We start from the raw sequence: 243 nt of genomic DNA, 5'->3' as shown, positions 1-243 counted from the left end.
CTTTTCTTTATTGGCAAATAAGGGGGAGAACACGATGAATGTATATCGTGGAGTTCATGAGTTGATTGGTCATACACCAATCGTAGAAATTACTCGTTTTTCACTTCCGGAAGGAGTCCGTTTATTTGCAAAGCTTGAATTTTACAACCCAGGCGGAAGCGTTAAGGATCGTTTAGGAAGAGAATTAATCGAAGATGCGTTAGAAAAAGGGCTTGTTGCAGAGGGCGGAACAATTATTGAACC

Annotated in this window: 1 protein-coding gene; it reads left to right on the top strand. The window is 40.7% G+C overall.

Annotation, left to right across the window (positions count from 1 at the left end):
• Positions 1 to 34: 34 nt before the first annotated feature.
• Positions 35 to 243 (top strand): pyridoxal-phosphate dependent enzyme (locus tag SB775_RS32945; RefSeq protein WP_410865495.1); only part of this gene is annotated, 209 nt, incomplete at its 3' end.

It is taken from the genome of Peribacillus sp. SIMBA_075, assembly GCF_046534585.1.
Note: the sequence above shows the minus strand (reverse complement) of the source record. Positions and strands in the feature narration are given on the sequence as shown.